Genomic DNA, 16,145 nt, shown 5'->3' with positions numbered 1-16,145 from the left:
TCCGTAGCCGAAGCTGAGGCAAGCTCCGTGCCACGGCCTGGGGCAGCGCTACCCGGCCTTCGGCGCGGCGCCGTCAAGCCCGGCGATGGTGCGCCTTTCCAGCGGCGCCAGCGCCGGCCCTTCCAGCACATCGCCTTCATGCGAGAAACGGCTGCCATGGCAGGGGCAGTCCCAGCTGCGCTCGGCGCGGTTCCAGTGGACGATGCATTTCAGGTGGGTGCAGACCGGCGATACGGCATGCAAGTCCCCGGCGTCGTCGCGATAAACCGCCAGCTTGTCGCCATCGATCTCGATCACCCGGCCTTCGCCGCAGCGCACCTCGGCCAGCGCCTTCGCTTCGCCGCCCTTGATGTAATCCTTCACGTAGTAGCCGGCCACGTTCAGGTTTTCTTTCAGGAACTTGCCGACCGACTTGACCGGGGTGAAGCGGCGCGGCGAATACAGTTCGTCGTATTCGGTACTGCGCCCGGCGATCTGTTCCGACAGCAGGATGGCGGCCAGCGTGCCATAGGTCAGGCCATCCGTGGCAAAGCCGGTCGCCAGGTACAGGTGGCCGGAACCGATGCTGGGCCCAATGTAGGGCAAGCCGTCGGCCGGCCGGTAATGCTGCGCCGACCAGCGGTACTCGACCGCCTGCGCGTCAAAGCGCGCGCGCAGGAGTTGCTCGAGCTTGCGCCAGGCCGCGTCCGTGTCTTCCCGCTGTCCGCTCTTGTGCCGTTCGCCGATGAGCAGCACATGCGGCCGGCCGTCGATCTCGACCAGCCGGGTGGATGTCCTTTCCGCACCGGCGCTCCAGAAAATGCCGCCGGACAGCTGCTTTTCGGCGAGCGCGGCCGCCACCGCATATTCCCGGTACGGCGCCAGCTCGGTCTGCAGCGTGTTGAACCCTTTCGGCGTATGGGTCGCCATCACCACGTGCTGCGCATGGACGGTGTGTTGCGCGGTGCGCACGAGCGCATGGTTCTGGTCGATCTCCACCACCGGCGTGCCTTCGTAGATATGGCAGCGCTCGGAGCGGATCGCCGCGGCCAGCTGGCGCACGTAATGCAGTGGGTGGAACTGCGCCTGGTGCGCCACCACCAGCGCCTTGTTGATGCTGTACGGCAGCGGCGCCTCATTGCTCACCCGCGCATCCAGCCCGCATTTCAAGCACGCCTGGTATTCGCGCTCGATCATGTCGTCCTCGTGCGCCGAAGAATCGGTGCTGTACAACACCCAGGGCTGGCGCAAGAACTGGCAGCGGATGTGGTAATCGAAAATATTCTGCTCGATCAAATCGATCGCCATGCGGCGCGATTGCACGACCTGCCGCGTCCGGTCCCAGCCCCACTTATCGGCCACGTGGTGCAGGTAGGTGTCGACCGTCGCATACAGGTTGCCGGTTGAATAGCCGCTGCTGCCATAGCCCACACGCACCGCCTCCAGCACCGCGACGCGCCGCCCGGCCCGCGCCAGCAGGGCGGCCGTGGTAATGCCGGTGATGCCGCCGCCGACGATTGCCACATCCACCTCCAGGTCGTCGGCCAGAGGCGCGAAAGTCAGCTCGTCCGACGCCCGGTTCCAGATCGAGCGCCGTGTCAGCGGTCCGCTCGCGGCATAGCCCGACAGGCCTCCGCTGGCATGTCCGGAGGGAATATTCATGCGATCCTCCTGCAACGATAGGGTTACATCGGCCCGGGCGGGGGCGGCACCGGCCGGGCCGCCAGGTCAAGCTGCGCCGTTATGGCATGGCCGCCGCCGTAATGCATCGAAGTGGCCGGCCGCGGCGGTCCCTTCGGCGTGTTGCCCTCGCGCCCGCAGGCGGCAAGGAGCAGGATCAGTACGGCGGCAAATGGCAATCTGGGTCGGTTCATGGTGGCACCTGGAATGGTTGATGAGTGCGCTCAACTATGCAATCGGTGTTCCTGCACGGAGTTGCCTTGCGGGCGGTAGGGCGACAGCGCCAGTTCCTCTTCCGGCATGCCGCCTTGCAAACTGCGGAAATAGGCGATGGTGCGCTCCAGCCCGTCGGCCAGAGCGACAGCCGGTTCCCACCCGAGCACGCTGCGCGCCAGCGCGATGTCGGGACGGCGCCGTGCCGGGTCGTCGCTGGGCAGCGGCTGGAAGACGATGTGCGAGCGGGACCCACACATGGCGATCACCCGTTCGGCCAGTTCCGCCATCGTGTGCTCGACCGGGTTGCCCAGATTGACCGGCCCGCAAAAGCCATCCGGGCTCTGCATGAGGCGGTACAGACCGTCGATCAGGTCGCCGACGTAGCAGAACGAGCGGGTTTGCGCACCGTCGCCATAGACGGTGAGCGGCTGGCCCGCCAGCGCCTGCATGATGAAGTTCGACACCACTCGTCCATCGTTGGGATGCATGCGCGGGCCGTAGGTATTGAAGATGCGTGCAATTTTTACCGGCAGCTTGTGCTGGCGGCGGTAATCCATGAACAGGGTTTCGGCGCAGCGCTTGCCCTCGTCGTAGCAGGAGCGCACCCCGATCGGATTGACATGGCCCCAGTAGCATTCGTCCTGCGGATGCACCTGCGGATCGCCATACACTTCGCTGGTGGATGCCTGCAGGATTTTCGCCTTGAGCCGCTTGGCCAGGCCCAGCATGTTGAGCGCGCCGTGCACGCTGGTCTTGGTGGTCTGCACCGGGTCGTTCTGGTAATGCACGGGCGAGGCGGGACAGGCCAGGTTGTAGATTTCGTCGACTTCGACATACAGCGGGAAGGTCACGTCGTGGCGCAGCAGCTCGAAACGCGGGTGGGCCAGCAGGTGCGCGATGTTGCGCTTGCTGCCGGTATGGAAATTATCGACGCACAAGACGTCATGGCCCCGCGCCAGCAGGAAGTCGCACAGGTGCGAGCCGAGAAAGCCGGCGCCGCCGGTAACCAGGATGCGTTTGCTGTCGGTTTCTTTCATGGATGGGCCCTGTGTGCTCTCTGATGTCCGCTGCCGTGTTACCCGTTCTTCTCCACAATAAAATCCCCGATCGCCAGCGCATCGAGCGGGGTCGTGCAAAACGATTCGAGCGCGTCGCGCGGCGTGCACACCACCGGCTCGCCGCGCGTGTTGAACGAGGTATTAATCAGCACCGGCACCCCGGAACGCTGCGCGAATGCGCGCAGCAGGTCGTAGTAAGGCGCGTTCTGCTCGCGGTTGATGGTCTGGATGCGCGCCGTGCCGTCGACATGGCGCACCGCCGGGATCCGCTCGGCCTGGTCGGGCCGCACGTCGTAGACGAACACCATGAATGGCGACACGCCGCCGCCGACAAACCAGTCGGCCGCCGCTTCTTCCAGCACCACCGGCGCGACCGGCCGGAAATCCTCGCGGTCCTTGATCTGGTTCAGGCGCTGCTGCATCGAGGCATCGAGCGGCGAGGCCAGGATCGAACGGGCGCCGAGCGCGCGCGGACCGAACTCCATACGCCCCTGGAACCAGCCGATCACCTTGTTTTCCATTAACAGCTGCGCCACCTCGGACGACAGGTCGGCGGCGCGCCGGTAGCGCCATTTGGATTGCTGCAGCACCTGCTCGATCTCGTCATCACCATAGGCCGGCCCCAGGAAGGCGTGTGCCATCTGCCAGCGGCGTGCCGACCCGGCGCGCTGCCGGCTGTCGATCCACAGCGCCGCGCCCAGCGCCGTGCCGGCGTCGCCCGCCGCCGGCTGCACCCAGACCCGGGAAAAGGGCTCGCGGTCGCGCAGGCGCGCATTCATCACGCAGTTGAGCGCAACGCCGCCGGCCAGCGCCAGGTTGGCCGCGCCGGTTTCCTCGTGCAACCAGTGCGCCATCTTCAGCACCGTCTCTTCCAGCGCTACCTGCAGCGAGGAGGCGATATCCATGTGCAGCTGCGCGAATGGCGCACCGCGCTCGCGCGCCGGGCCGAACAGCGCGGCCCAGTCGGCCGGCTGGACTTCATAGGCGCCCTCGCCACGGTATTGCAGGATTTCATGGAAGCGGTCGGCATAGATGGGCTTGCCGTAGGACGCCAGCGCCATCACCTTGTATTCGTCAGACGAATGCAGAAAACCAAGATAGTCGGTCACCGATTCGTACAGCAGGCCGAGCGAATGCGGCAGGTCGATCTGCCGGAGGCGCCGGTAGCGCCGGTCCCGGTATAGGCCGTAGCTGGTCGTGGCGCGCTCGCCGCGCCCATCCATGGTCAGCACGGCGCAATCGTCGAATGGCGCGGCGAGAAAGGCGCTGGCTTCGTGCGCCAGGTGATGCTCGACGAAATGCCACTGGTACGGGCCGTCGTGGCGCACCCCGCGAAAGCGCTTTTTCAAGTGATGCGGCGCGCCCGACGCGAGCTGGCGCGGCGCATTGACGATGGAGGACAGAAACAGCGGGTCCCACGGCGACAGCCATTCGTCTTCGTGCTCCGTGCTCGCGTGCGCCGACGGCTCCAGCGGCAGCGTGATGGTGGCTTGCGCGTTGTACTTGCCGAGCAACAGCGACGGGTCGTAGGAATAGGCGACATGGTCGACATCGGCCAGCGCAATGCCGGCTTCGCGCAGGCAATAGTCGATCGCATGGTATGGCAGCTGCCAAGTGGAGAACGGCACCGGCCGCTTGCCGTGCTTGATGCGGGTGAAGCGCTCCTCTTCGGCGGCGGCAATGACTTCGCCGTCGCGCACCAGGCAGGCGGAACAATCGTGGTAGGCAGCGTTGATTCCGAGCGTGTACACAGAATCCTCCGGGGATGACCGCACGATGGATGACGCGATGGCGGCCGCAGGCCAGTCCTTGGCCCGCAGATGGCGGGAACCCAAGCAAGTGACGTACCCGCTTGCGCCACGGCGGTCTTTCTTGCGCGCGTGCCCTTTTTTACGCGGTAACAAATACAGCGGCGTGTAAATTTGAAAAAGCGCCTCGCCGGTCAGCGCCTCGCCGGGCGTGCCTGCTGGCCCGCGTTGTTCCTGCTGGCATCGAGGCGCCTGTTGCGCAGATAAATGCACTCCCCCGCCACGGCGGTCAGGAAAATGAAGAAGTTGGCGAACACGAATACCCAGTTCTCGACCAGATAGCTGTACACGGTGAAACCGAGCGATGCCATCAGCTGCCCAATGAATAGCCACTTGGACACGCCCTGCGCACTGCGGCTGCGCCATTGCGAATAGACCTGCCGAGAAATCGTCAATACCAACACACCGGCGCTGAGCCAGCCGATCAATTCAGTGAGCATCGTCTCTAACGTCGCTTGTAGTAGAGGTTCATGATGGGTGTGGCCGAAATGCCGTGCACCAGCACGGAAATCGCGACCACCGTCAGCACCATCGGCACCAAGCGCTGCGTCATTTGCGGCGGCAATGCGTATTGCAGCGCGAACATCAGGTAATACAGCGAGCCGATGCCGCGAATGCCGAACCAAGCCATCAAGCCGCATTGCAGGCGCGTCACATCGGGGGCGCCTGCCAGTGCCAGCAGGGACGACAGCGGCCGGATCACCAGCAGCAGCAAGAGCGCGACCAGCGCGCCTTCCCAGGAAAAACCACTGCCCGACAACATGATTCCCAACAGCAGGACCATCACGAATTCAACGATATGCTCCAGCTGCTGGTTGAACCCGAGCACGGTTTCTGCCATATACGCCGGCGCCTTGGACGGGTCGGTGGCGATCTTATGTTCTTCGCCGACCGGCACCGCGCCGATCACCTGCGCCGGGCGCGCTCTCCCGGTGGCATGGTGCTCGATGTGGCGCATCGCCACGCCAGCCGCGAATACCGACAGAAAGCCGATGCCGTGGATCAGATCGGCCACCCCGTAGCACAGGGCGATCAAGCCGAGCGTGAGGAACTCTTCCATGCCAAGCGCCTGCCGGAAATGCTCGCGCAGGTACAGCGCCAGCGACACCACCAGCCGCCCCAGGAGCCAGCCGCTGAGGGCGCCGGCGAAAATCCCCCACAGCGCCAGCAAGAGCGCTTCCGGCCTGCCGTATGCCGCCGCCTGCGGCACGCCGAGCAGGCACAAGCCGAGCATCGCGAACGGGTAGGTCGTGCCGTCATTCAAGCCGCCCTCGCCGGACAGGCTGAAGCGCGTGCGGTCGTGGTCGCCCACATCCTTGATCTGCACATCCGAGGCCAGCACCGGATCGGTCGGCGCCAGGATCGCGGCCAGCAGCAGCGCCAATCCGGGCGGCATGTGCAGCAGGTAGACGCCGGCCAGGCTGAGCAAGAAAATGGTCAGCACCATGCCGAGCACGCCCAGGCGCAGCGGCAGCCACCAAATACGGTTGGTCAGTTCGACGCGCAGGCGCAGTCCGACCGCAAACAACGAGATCAAGAGCGCGACTTCGGTCACCAATGTCAGCACGCCGGCATGGCCATAAGGATCGAGCCGCACCAACCCGGCGCCGGACGGGCCGAGCGCAAAACCGATGGCCAGGTAAAACATCGCCGGGCTGAGCGGCAACGGCTGCAGCACCGAGCCGGCCAGCCCCATCAGGATCAGCAACGCGCCGATGATCAGGTACCAGAGCGTGACGGTATCGATTTGGGCGCCTCCTGCGCAAACCTGCCGTGGATAATGCCTTGCATGCGGTTACAGGCGGTCATGCCCGGCCGTCGGCAGGAACATGCCGCCGCCTTGGCCGGGCCGCGTCACTGCGGCCGGATGTCGATGCGGCGCGGCGGCCTTCCCTGTTCCGGCACCGGCACCGTAATTTCCAGCACGCCGTCGCACAAGGCGGCGGATGCGCTGTCCGGCTCGGCGCCTTCCGGCAAGGCGATGACGCGGTAAAAATGGCCATAGCTGCGTTCCGTGCGTTGCAGTTCCCGTGCCTGCTGCCCCGGAGGGCGCTCGCCCTCGATGGTGACGCTGTCTTTCTTGATTTCAACCCGCACGTCATCGCGCCGCACGCCCGGCAATTCGGCACAGATCACCACCTTGTCCGCGCTGCGCGCCACCTCGACCGCCGGCGACCATGCGCCGGGAGGCGCCCCCGATGGCTGCGCCGCGCCAAGCAGCTGGGCCGGGCGGACCATGAGCTTGCCCACCAGCTGGTCCATTTCTTCCGACATCTTGCGCATCAGCGACAGCGGCTCGCCCCACATCTGCATCAGGTTGGGCATCCAGGAGCGTGCCTCGGCGCCGCCGCGCGGCTGCTCGTGGGTTTCTTTGTGTGCTTCTTTCTGCGCGTCTTGTGGCTCTTGCCGCATTTGCTGCTGCCCCGGCTGGCGCTGCGCGGCGCCGCTTTCCCGCTGCCGGCCTTCGATGAACTTCTTGAAGCGCGCCAGGCCCTGTTCGGCAAGCTCGGCAACCGCCCGTTCGGCGTCGCCATGCTGCGCAAGCAACTGCTCCCCGTGCTCGCAGTCAACGCTCACAGCAATCCGGGTGCGCTCCGGCGAAATTGCCTGCAGATCGATGCGCCCCGCATAGTGCGGAATGTTGTTGTGACGCCAGGCAATACCATGCTCCGGAACTTGTTCCGTAATCTCGGCATCCCATTCCCTGTCCAGATTGCCGGCCCTGCTATGCCAGCGCAAATGGGTATCGTCGAGCTGGCGCACCTCTACCACGCCGTCCATGAAGCGCGGATAGTGTTCAAAGCGCGTCAGCTGGTCGTAGACGGTGCGCGCAGGCGCATTGACTTCCATCGATTGTTCGATTCTTGCCATCATGAATCTCCTTTCTGTCCATGCCGCGCTGGCATGCGAGCAACGGTGCCTGCCATGTGGGGTCATGTCGCCGCCAATCCGACGAGGCGCCGCGGCGTGCGCCCGCAATGGCGGCGGCAGGGAAGCGTCTGTCGGGAAGTGCGGCGTAGGTCATTGGGTATGTGTAAATCGCCTTGGAATAAATAGTGCTAATCAAACTTGCAAAGCGCTCGGCTGTCCGGGATGGGTGAACGCGTTGGGCAGCGGCCTCTTCGCAAGTTCCATTCCACTGGGTGCGTGCCGCCGCCATGCATCTCCCCATCACCGGCGGAGCCCGATGGCTGTTCAAATCCGGTCCCTGCCGGCAGCGGCGCAGGACGGAAAGAGTGCATTTGTAACAGCGCCTTGTAAGTATTACAGGCAGCAACGCGGCAAACTTGCACCGCGCCTGCCATTTCTTGTGACCGGATAAGTGAATGGATATGTCGACTCCTCCCAGCAGCCAACCTTCCCGCCAGAATGTCATGCACGACCTGTGGCAGGTCGTGTCCGGCTTTCGCGGACGCATCGTCGTGGCGCTGGTTTGCCTGATCCTGGCCAAGGTGGCGGTCGTATCGGTGCCGCTGATGCTCAAGAGCATCGTCGACGAACTGTCGCGCCCGGAACGCATCACTTCGCTGCCGGTCGTGCTGCTGACCGGCTATGCCATCATGCGTTTTGCCAGCACGCTGTTCAACGAGCTGCGCGACCTGGCATTTTCGCGCGTCACCCAGCACACCGTCGCCACCTACGCCCACAACACGTTCTCGCACCTGCATTCGCTGTCGGCCCGCTTTCATGCGCAGCGCCGCATCGGCGGCCTATTGCCGGACATAGACCGCGGCACCAACGGCATCGCCTTCCTGCTCGGCGTGGGCTTGTTTACGCTGGTGCCGACGCTGCTCGAGATCGGCATGGTGATCGTCATCATGACCACCCGCTACAGCCTCTGGTACACCGCCATCATCGGCGTCACCTTCCTCATCTACTGCGGCTTCACCCTGGTGTTTACCGCCAAGCGCGCGATTCACCAGCGCCGCGTCAACCGCCTCGATTCGAACGCCAAGAGCCTCCTGACCGACAGCCTGATCAATTACGACACGGTCAAGTACTTCACCAACGAGCGGCTGGAATCGAACCGCTTCCAGGGCGTGATGGACCATTGGGCCGAAGCGGTGGTGCAAAACCAGCGCGCCCTGTTTACGCTGCATGTCGGGCAGAGCGCGATCATCGCGCTGGGTGTCGCGTCCGTGATGCTGCTGGCCGGCTATGGCGTGCTGACGCAGCAGATGCGGGTCGGCGACCTGATCCTGATTAATGCGTATGTGATCCAGCTCTGCCTGCCGCTCAATTCGCTCGGCTTCGTGTACCGCGAATCGCGCGATGCGCTGGTCAATACCGAAAAGCTGTTCCAGCTGCTGCGCGAAACGCCGGAAGTCCCGGAGCCGCCCGGGCTACCCGACCTGCACGTGGCGAAGGGCGAAGTGGTGTTCGAGAATGTCAGCTTCGGCTACGAGCCGGGCCGCACCATCCTGCACAACGTCTCGTTCCGCATCGCGCCCGGCACCACCGTGGCAGTGGTGGGCGGCAGCGGCTCGGGCAAGTCCACGCTGGCGCGGCTGCTGCTGCGCTTTTACGACGTGGGCGGCGGCCGGGTGCTGGTCGACGGCCAGGACATCCGCAGCGTATCCACCAGGAGCCTGCGCGCGGCCATCGGCGTGGTGCCGCAGGAGACCCTGCTGTTCAACGACACCATCGCCTACAACATCGGCTACGGCCGCTCCGACGCCACCATGGACGACATCGTGGCCGCGGCGAAGGCCGCCCATATCCACGAGCTGATCGAATCGCTGCCGCAGAAATACGACACGCCGGTGGGCGAGCGCGGCGTCAAGATGTCGGGCGGCGAGAAGCAGCGCATCGCGCTGGCGCGCGCCATCCTCAAGAATCCACCGCTGCTGATTTTCGACGAAGCCACGTCCGCGCTCGATTCGCAATCGGAGCGCGCCATCCAGGACGAGCTCGACCAGCTGTCGCAGAACCGCACCGCGCTGGTCATCGCGCACCGCCTGTCGACCGTGGTCGATGCCGGCGAGATCCTGGTGATGGACCGCGGCCGCATCATCGAGCGCGGCCCGCACGCGGAACTGCTGCGCAAAGGCGGCGCGTACGCGCGGCTGTGGCAGCTGCAGCAGAGCAGCGAGCACAGCGAGGAGCGGGAAAAGGAATTGCTGTCGGTGGGATAGCCATGCAGAAAAGACTGCAATGATGTGGCACAAAAGTTGCCATTGAACTTGCGCCGGCCCGGGAACAATACAAGGCGCTCTTATTCCAATTTAAGAATTCATCCAGGACCGTAGCCATGCCGAAAGTACTCGCATTCAACAGGGACCGCAGGCGACGCCACTCCGGCGCCGAAGGCGACAGCCTGGGCGACGGCCGCGCCGTGCCTGCCCAGCCCATCCACAGCGCCTCGGTGACGCGCCTGCATCCCCGCCCCGACGGCACCCTCTCGGCGGTAGCCGAGATCGACGTATCGATCGTGGTGCCGACCAGGGGCCGGCCGCAGCTGCTGAACCGCTGCATCGCCAGCCTGGTCCTGCAGCGCTTCGAGCCAAGCCGCTTCGAGATCATCATCGTCGACGACGGGCCTGACGACGACACGCGCGATATCGTGGTCGGCTGGTCGGCCCACACGGCCGGCACCGGGCCCGACATCGTCTACATCCCGTCGATGGGCCCGCATGGACCGGCGGCGGCGCGCAACCACGGCTGGCGCGCCGCGCGCGGCGGCATCATCGCCTTCACCGACGACGACACCATCGCGCGCGCCGACTGGCTCAGGAACGGTGTACTGGCCTTCAACGACGACGTGCACGCGGTGCGCGGGCGCATCGTCATGCCGGTGTCCGGCACGCCGACCGACTACCAGCTCGATGCCAAGAACCTGGAAACCGCCGAATTCGTCACCGCCAACTGTTTCGTGCGCAGGCGCGTGCTGGAAGACGTGGGTGGCTTCGACGAACGCTTCCGCTTCGCCTGGCGCGAAGACTCCGACCTGTACTTCCGCCTGCTCGAATACAGCGCCAGCATTGCCCATGCACCCAACGCGGTGATGACGCATCCGATCCGCCCGGCCGGCTGGGGCGTGAGCCTGTCGCAGCTGAAGAAGATCCAGTTCGACGCGCTGCTGTTCAAGAAGCATCCCGGCCTGTACCGTCAGAAGATACGCGCCAAGCCGCGCTGGGACTTTTACCTGACGGTGGCGGCGCTGGCCGTCTGCATGGTCAGCCTGCTGGCCGCTCTCGCCGAAACGGCGGTCGCGGCGGGCCTGGTATGGCTGTTCATGACCGCGCGCTTTTGCGCGCAGCGCCTGAAGCGCACCTCGCACTCGCCCTCGCACATCGCCGAAATGCTGATCACGTCGATATTGATTCCGCCTCTTGCGGTCTTCTGGCGCGCCGTGGGCGCGTTCAAGTTCCGCGCGAGGCTGATATGAGCGAAGCGGGCGCGCCGCAGCCGCGCGCGAGTGAGGAAGCCGCACTGCCGCGCATGAGCGAGGAAGTCGCGCTGCCGCGCTTCGTGCAGATCGAGCCGGTCGGCCAGTGCAACCTGCGGTGCCGCATGTGCCCGATCCAGTTTCGCGGCGAAGGCGGTCCCGGCCAGCCGCGCGCCTTCATGGATTTCGACGTGTTTTGCCGCCTCATCGACCAGTTCCCGCAGCTGGCCGAGCTGCAGTTGCAGGGCCTGGGCGAACCGATGCTGCATCCGCGCTTTTTCGACATGGTGCGCTACGCCGCCGCGCGCGGCATCGCGGTGTCGACTAATACCAATCTCACCGTGCTGACCGACGCCCGCGCCAGGCAATGCGTGGAAAGCGGCCTGCACACGCTGCACGCATCGCTCGACGGCGCCACTGCCGACACCTTCCAGGCGATCCGCGTGCGAGCGCGTTTCGAGCGCGTGTTGCGCAACCTGCGTCGGCTGGTGCAAGCCAAGGCCGCTCTCGGCCGCACGCAGCCGGACATCCGGCTGGTAGCCGTGGTCATGCGGCGCAACCTGCACGAACTGGCCGACCTGGTGCGGCTGGCCCACCGCGAAAGCGTGCGCGAGCTGTCGGTGCAGCACCTGTGCCACGACTTCGGCGAATCGAGCCTGCCCGAGCGCTATCGCCCGATGCGCGGCTTCGTCGACCGCGAGAGCCTTGTCGGCGACGACCCGCAGCGCGTCGAACGGCATTTCGGCGCCGCGCGCGAGACTGCGCGCGAACTGGGCGTCACCCTGCGCCTGCCCAATGTGACGCCGCGTCCGCACCCGCCCGGCATGCCGGGCAGAGCGCGCTGCGACTGGCCGTGGCGCGGCTCCTACATCAGCTATGACGGCCGCGCCATGCCCTGCTGCATGGTGTCTACGCCGGACCGGATCCACTTCGGTGACATGGCGCAAAGCGGCGTGGCGGCGGTCTGGAACAATGAACGGTACACGGCATTTCGCGAACAGCTCGCCTCTGCGACGCCCCCGGAAGTCTGTCGCAGCTGCGCCATTTATGCAGGCACATTCTGATTGCGCAATCACTCTATGCAGCGACGACTGAAGATCCTCACCTGGCATACGCATGGCAGCTACCTCTATTACCTGACCCAGGCCCCGCACGATTTTTACGTCCTGTCCAAGCGCGGCCGCCCGCCCGGATACGGCGGACGCTGCGGCCATATCCCATGGGGCGACAACGTGATCGACCTGCCGGTCGAGCAGGCCAAGGACTGCCGGTTCGACTGCATCCTGTTCCAGGACGACGACCAGTACCTCAAGGACCAGCACGTCTACCTGTCCGAAGCGCAGCGCCGCCTGCCGAAGATCTACCTCGAGCACGATCCGCCGCGCGAGAACCCGACCGACATGCGGCATCCGGTGCAGGATCCGGACATGCTGCTGGTGCATGTCACGCCGTTCAATGCGCTGATGTGGGATAGCGGCGTGACACCCGCGCGCATCGTCGAGCACGGCGTGATCGTGCAGCCTGACGTGCGCTACGGCGGCGAACTGGCGCGCGGCATCGTGGTCGTCAACAACATCGGGCGGCGCGGCCGACGCCTGGGCGGCGACGTCTTCACGCGCGCACGCGAAGCGGTGCCGCTCGATCTGGTCGGCATGGGCGCGCAGGAAATGGGCGGGCTGGGCGAAGTCGAGCACGCCAGGCTGCCCGCCTTTTGCGCGCAATACCGCTTCTTCTTCAATCCGATCCGCTACACCAGCCTGGGGCTGGCCGTGATCGAGGCAATGATGGTCGGCATGCCCATCGTCGCGCTGGCGACCACGGAAATGACCACCGTGATCGACAACGGCGTATCGGGTTACATCGACACGCGCGAGGAGGTGCTCGCCGAGCGCATGCGGGAATTGCTGGCGCACCCGGAGCACGCCCGCGAGCTCGGCATAGCGGCGCGGCGCTACGCGCTCGAACGCTTCGGCATTGAACGCTTTGCGCGCGACTGGGACGCGGTCTTCCAGCTCGTGACGCAACACTAGCCCCCAAAACGCAACTCACAGGAGAATCCATGGCATCTTCCGGAAGCTATTTCATCGACCGTGCGGCAGCGGAAAAAGCGGTCGCCATGAGCCTGCCGCTGATCCAGGAAGCGATGAAGCACAAGGAAGTCGGCGAAAGCGGCTTTCTGTACCTCGTGGTGATGGACCCGCTGCTGGGCCCCGCCAATTCCTCGTTCGAGGAAGCGATCCTGTACGAGCACGCAGTCGGCGACCGGGAGAAATGGGATGCCGATTATGCCGCGTTCGCGCATGCCAAGGCGCGTGTCGCATGGCGTACCGGGATGGATGGCCATCTGGTGCAGGAGCTGCGGCCGCACATGCTGACGGCGCGCGATACCGTGTTATGGGGCAGCGTCGTGGTGGACGGCATCGTGGTCAGCTGCAGCGGGGCCAATCCATGGTATGACGAAGCGTTCGCGGGAACGGTGGCGATGTGGCTGCGTGCGCTGGCGAAGGGGGGGATTGCGGCGGAAAGGGAGCGGCATTTGTTTTTGCCGGAGAAGTGATTTGCTCGGGCTGGCGCGGTGCCTCTCTTCAGTGATGCAACTCCGTAGCCTCTCCGTAGAAACTAGCCGGGCTTCCCCGGCGAGGTTCCACGAAAAGCCGGCAACAACACTGGCGCACTGAGGAAATCAGGATAAAAAGATCAGCAGTCCCCTGCTCAGACCCACGTATAAAACACCAACCTCCCCTGCGCCGCATCAAAATACAACGCATGCCACGGAATCGCCACCACGGCCCCATTCCGCCGACTGCGCGCGAGCATCACGTACCGCAGCTGATGCGTCTCCGCATCCACCATCAGGTGATCGACCTGCCCGATGCGCGATCCTTCAGAGGTCACCACCGGACACCCGTAGAGCAGCTGCCCGGTGCTGGAATCGCATTCGGACACCCTGACAAAGCGCCTGCGCCTCTGGTCCGCGCTGCGTGTCCGGCTTCCTACAGTTCTCTGCATATGCGATTCCCTTTCACAAAAAACGCTGTTGTCACGCCCGTGGCGCGCCGGAGGACCAGCTCACGCGGCGCGATCCGGCCGCGCCCATGATGCCGCCGCCCATGCCGATGGCCAGCGCCAGTCCCACCGCGGCAAATACCACCCAGGCCGCAGCGCCGGCGCGGCGCATCGCGCTCTCGGTGGCTTCGCGGCTCTGTGGCGAGGCCGCGCCGGGCGAGCCGGTCAGGATCAGCGCCTGGTCCACCGCTGCCGAGGCCTTGCCGGGTTCCATGCCGGTGGCGTTGATCACCAGCTGCACCGCCTGATCGCGCTGGCCGGCCTGCAGGTACTGCTGCAGCTGGCGCAGGCTGGCCGCGTCCAGCCGGATGCCTTGCGCGCGCATCAGCGCCGCCAGCGGCGAGTCGCCGGAGCGCGCACTGGCGCTGGCGAGCTGGCTCATGTTGTTGAACACGCCGCTGACCAGCGTGCCGCCGATCGAGGTCGCCAGCATGGCGAACAGGATGGTGGTCACTGCCCAGGAAACCGCGCCGTGCAGCACGCCGTCGGCCTTGCGCTTGAGGCCCGACATGCGCGCGGCGACATAGCCGCCGACGAAGGCCGCGACCAGCATGGACAGCCCCGCCCACAGCAGCGGTCCGGTTCCCATGGCTTCTTCCTGCGCTACATCGGTTGCCGACAGGCCCGTGGCGATGCCCAGCAAGGTCAGCAGCAACTGCACCGAGATGCCGACTACAACGCCGGCCAGCACCGCGCCCCAGCGCACGGCGGAAAACAGGGGCCGGCGCCCGTAGGATTCGGGCACCAGCTGCTGCGGCAGTTCTTTGCGACCGGTGTAGGTGTCATCGATTGCCATGTCATTTCTCCTGTCATGCCGGGAAGGTTCTTAAACCTGCTGGGGTGCACGCCGCTGCGCCCCGCCTGGCGGACGGGCTCACGAAGACGTAAAACGCAACATCCATGCCCGCGTCTCGTCCCGCGCCTGGCGCGAGGCTGTCGACAATCCCCGGTAAAGATTGCAACGCCTTGGGTAAGGATTCCAATTACGCCTCCGGTGCAGCGGGCTGCTCCCTGTCCAGCGCCAATTTCATGCGACGCAGAAATTCCCGGCGCACGCTCCATTGCCGGGCCGGCTTGACTTTCAGGCGACAGCGCAATGTCATTGCCGCATCCTCGACTTTTTCTACTCCGGCAATGTCGACGTCGCCCAGCAGCATGGCGCCGAAGGCCGGGTCGCGGCGCATGGCGGCGCCGGCCTCGCGCATCAGTCCGAAGACGCACTCCAAGTCTTGCTGGCGACCGACGGCCAGATCGATCACCGCATACGCGTATTCGCGGCTGCGGTTGGTGACGGTGGTGATCATTCCATTCGGGATGAAATGCACGCTGCCGTCGTAGTCGCGGATGCGGATGTGGCGCAGCGTGACGCGCTCGACATAGCCCGACTTGCCGGCGACTTCGATCACGTCGCCTTCGCTCACCTGGTTTTCCAGCAGCAGGAACAGGCCGGTGAAAAAATCCTTGACCAGGCTTTGCGCGCCGAAGCCGATGGCGATGCCGGCGACGCCTGCCGTGGCGAGGATGGGCGTGATGGAGATGCCGATTTCACCCAGCGTGAGCATGGCCGCCACGCCGAACACGACGATGCCGGCGGCATAGCGAAACACGTTGGTCAGGGTCTCGATGCGCCGGAAGTCGTCCGGTCCGTCCAGCCCGCGCTCCACCTTGTGCACGATGTGCAGCTTGAAGGCGGCCAGCGCGCGGCGCAGCGAGCGCAGCACCAGCCACGCCAGCAACCATACCAGCAGGATGTGCCAGAACGGCCGCAGCAGTTCGGCCCACTGGCTGATTTCGGCCAAGGCCTTATTCATCTCGCGCGGCACTGCGCACGGGAAGCGAATCGTGCGTCCGGCAAGGAAGGATCAGCGAAAGGGGGCGGGACGCGCACGGCGCGGAGCCTGTGTCCGCGCCGCGCGCTGCCCGAGGGAAAGACGGCAGACGCCACAAGCA

The 16,145-nt window shown here is 65.3% G+C and carries 15 protein-coding genes; 5 read left to right on the top strand and 10 right to left on the bottom strand.

Annotated elements, in window-relative coordinates; all coding sequences use genetic code 11:
- Positions 1-48 precede the first annotated feature (48 nt).
- The 7 genes from TSA66_RS11885 to TSA66_RS25535 form a co-directional block, all read right to left on the bottom strand.
- On the bottom strand, positions 49-1,641 hold the full coding sequence (locus TSA66_RS11885; RefSeq protein WP_052452264.1) for an FAD-dependent oxidoreductase: 1,593 nt from the start codon (positions 1,639-1,641) through the stop codon (positions 49-51).
- A gap of 23 nt (positions 1,642-1,664) precedes the next feature.
- Complete coding sequence (locus TSA66_RS26870) at positions 1,665-1,853, bottom strand: hypothetical protein (protein WP_157691664.1); 189 nt, start codon at positions 1,851-1,853, stop codon at positions 1,665-1,667.
- Between the two features lie 30 nt (positions 1,854-1,883).
- A complete protein-coding gene (locus TSA66_RS11880) occupies positions 1,884-2,912 on the bottom strand; it encodes a UDP-glucuronic acid decarboxylase family protein (RefSeq protein ID WP_084199526.1) in 1,029 nt (342 codons plus the stop codon).
- A 38-nt stretch (positions 2,913-2,950) separates the two neighbouring features.
- Positions 2,951-4,684: a carbamoyltransferase family protein gene (locus TSA66_RS11875; protein WP_040040185.1), complete on the bottom strand. Its 1,734-nt coding sequence runs from the start codon at positions 4,682-4,684 to the stop codon at positions 2,951-2,953.
- A gap of 191 nt (positions 4,685-4,875) precedes the next feature.
- The gene (locus TSA66_RS11870; protein WP_040040184.1) at positions 4,876-5,181 is read right to left on the bottom strand and encodes a membrane protein; all 306 of its coding nucleotides are present in this window, start codon (positions 5,179-5,181) and stop codon (positions 4,876-4,878) included.
- A 5-nt stretch (positions 5,182-5,186) separates the two neighbouring features.
- Positions 5,187-6,437 (bottom strand): cation:proton antiporter, encoded by a 1,251-nt coding sequence (locus TSA66_RS11865; protein ID WP_052452653.1) that lies wholly within the window; start codon positions 6,435-6,437, stop codon positions 5,187-5,189.
- Positions 6,438-6,595: 158 nt separating this feature from the next.
- On the bottom strand, positions 6,596-7,615 hold the full coding sequence (locus TSA66_RS25535) for an Hsp20 family protein (RefSeq protein ID WP_052452263.1): 1,020 nt from the start codon (positions 7,613-7,615) through the stop codon (positions 6,596-6,598).
- 452 nt (positions 7,616-8,067) lie between these two features.
- Between TSA66_RS25535 and TSA66_RS11855 the strand changes: the two genes are divergently transcribed.
- From TSA66_RS11855 to TSA66_RS11835, 5 genes are all read left to right on the top strand, one after another.
- Positions 8,068-9,876 (top strand): ABCB family ABC transporter ATP-binding protein/permease, encoded by a 1,809-nt coding sequence (locus TSA66_RS11855; RefSeq protein WP_198358780.1) that lies wholly within the window; start codon positions 8,068-8,070, stop codon positions 9,874-9,876.
- A 116-nt stretch (positions 9,877-9,992) separates the two neighbouring features.
- Positions 9,993-11,129, top strand: coding sequence for a glycosyltransferase family 2 protein (locus tag TSA66_RS11850; RefSeq protein ID WP_084199522.1), 1,137 nt, complete (start codon positions 9,993-9,995; stop codon positions 11,127-11,129).
- On the top strand, positions 11,126-12,193 hold the full coding sequence (locus tag TSA66_RS11845) for an SPASM domain-containing protein (protein WP_232429457.1): 1,068 nt from the start codon (positions 11,126-11,128) through the stop codon (positions 12,191-12,193). Before TSA66_RS11850 ends, TSA66_RS11845 begins: the two co-directional genes overlap by 4 nt.
- Before the next feature lie 15 nt (positions 12,194-12,208).
- Positions 12,209-13,159, top strand: a complete 951-nt coding sequence (locus tag TSA66_RS11840; RefSeq protein ID WP_040040182.1) for a glycosyltransferase — start codon at positions 12,209-12,211, stop codon at positions 13,157-13,159.
- 29 nt (positions 13,160-13,188) lie between these two features.
- Positions 13,189-13,686 (top strand): hypothetical protein, encoded by a 498-nt coding sequence (locus TSA66_RS11835; protein ID WP_040040181.1) that lies wholly within the window; start codon positions 13,189-13,191, stop codon positions 13,684-13,686.
- A 155-nt stretch (positions 13,687-13,841) separates the two neighbouring features.
- On the opposite strand, the gene TSA66_RS11830 is transcribed toward TSA66_RS11835, so the two are convergent.
- The 3 genes from TSA66_RS11830 to TSA66_RS11820 all read right to left on the bottom strand — a co-directional run bounded on the left by TSA66_RS11830 (position 13,842) and on the right by TSA66_RS11820 (position 16,006).
- Positions 13,842-14,138: a PRC-barrel domain-containing protein gene (locus tag TSA66_RS11830; protein ID WP_084199520.1), complete on the bottom strand. Its 297-nt coding sequence runs from the start codon at positions 14,136-14,138 to the stop codon at positions 13,842-13,844.
- Between the two features lie 31 nt (positions 14,139-14,169).
- A complete protein-coding gene (locus TSA66_RS11825) occupies positions 14,170-14,991 on the bottom strand; it encodes a hypothetical protein (protein ID WP_052452262.1) in 822 nt (273 codons plus the stop codon).
- Between the two features lie 187 nt (positions 14,992-15,178).
- Positions 15,179-16,006, bottom strand: coding sequence for a mechanosensitive ion channel family protein (locus TSA66_RS11820; protein ID WP_040040179.1), 828 nt, complete (start codon positions 16,004-16,006; stop codon positions 15,179-15,181).
- Positions 16,007-16,145 lie beyond the last annotated feature (139 nt).

Source organism: Noviherbaspirillum autotrophicum (assembly GCF_000818395.1).
In the GTDB taxonomy this organism is placed as follows: Bacteria; Pseudomonadota; Gammaproteobacteria; order Burkholderiales; family Burkholderiaceae_D; genus Noviherbaspirillum; species Noviherbaspirillum autotrophicum.
The sequence above is the reverse complement of the archived record's forward strand: the minus strand, read 5'-3'. Positions and strand labels throughout refer to the sequence as shown.